The organism is Streptomyces sp. NPDC026515 (genome assembly GCF_055567595.1).
Window position 1 is genome coordinate 1 of the sequence record NZ_JBVHQD010000064.1, and the last position, 1,058, is coordinate 1,058.

At 74.0% G+C, this 1,058-nt stretch carries 1 protein-coding gene; it reads left to right on the forward strand.

The genetic code is table 11. The features are described from left to right. On the forward strand, positions 1–855 hold an 855-nt coding region (locus ACZ4O3_RS44105; protein WP_362721754.1), incomplete at its 5' end, for a universal stress protein. Positions 856–1,058: the final 203 nt, after the last annotated feature.

The window sequence follows — 1,058 nt, forward strand, 5'->3', positions numbered from 1 at the left end:
AGTCTGCGGGCCGTCGACTGGGCGGCCGACGAGGCCGCCCTGCGCGGGGCACCGCTCCGGCTCGTGTACGCCTCTCTCTGGGAGCGGTACGAGGGCGAGTCGCTCGCCGAGGACCTCGTCACCAAGCCGTCCGACCGTTTGACCGCCGAGGATGTCGTCGACATCGCCGCCCGGCGGGCACACCACCGGCAGCCCGGTCTGAAGGTCACCACCGACGTCGTACCGGAGGAGCCCGAGTACGCGCTGGTGCGGGAGAGCCGGGAGGCCGCCGCGGTGGTGCTGGGCTCCCGGGGACGCAGCGGATTCGTCGAGATGCTGCTCGGATCGGTGGGCCTGGCCGTCGCCGCCCGCGCCCTCTGCCCGGTGATCGTGCTTCGGGGCAGCCACGACAACCAGGTCCGTGCCGGGTCCGGCGGCCGCATCGTGATCGGCGTCGGGGGCAAGGAGGTCGTGGGCTTCGCCCTCCGGGAAGCCGGCTTGCGCGGCGTCGAGGTGGACGCCGTACGGGCCTGGCGGGCTCCGGCACACGAGAGCACCGACCACCTACCCCCGGACTTCGCCCGAGGGAACCCCCAGCTGTCCGGGAAACCCGCGCGGCCGCACGAGCGGGAGGCCTTGGACACCCTGGAGGAGGCGCTGCGCGACGTACCGGAGCAGCAGCAGGCGCGCGTGCACCGGCGGACCGTCGAGGGCCCCGCCCGCCAGGTGCTGCTGGCCGCCTCCTACACCGCCGACCTGCTGGTCGTCGGCGCCCGGCGCGACACCGGGCACCTCGGTCTGCAGCTCGGCCGGGTGGCCCACGGACTCCTGCACCACGCGGCGTGCCCGGTCGCCGTCGTACCCGAACGGACGTGACCGGCTGATCGGAGGCCGGCCTGCGGCCGCCCCCTGATCGTGCTTTCGCCGCCTTTCCACGACCGTGCCGCATCCACCGCCCGACGACCTACCCATGGAGCCATCCCGATGTCCAAGGCCGAACACCAGGACGCCGCCGTACTGTCCGACGACGAGCTGCGCACCCTGGACGCGCACTGGCGGGCCGCCAACTACCTGGCGGC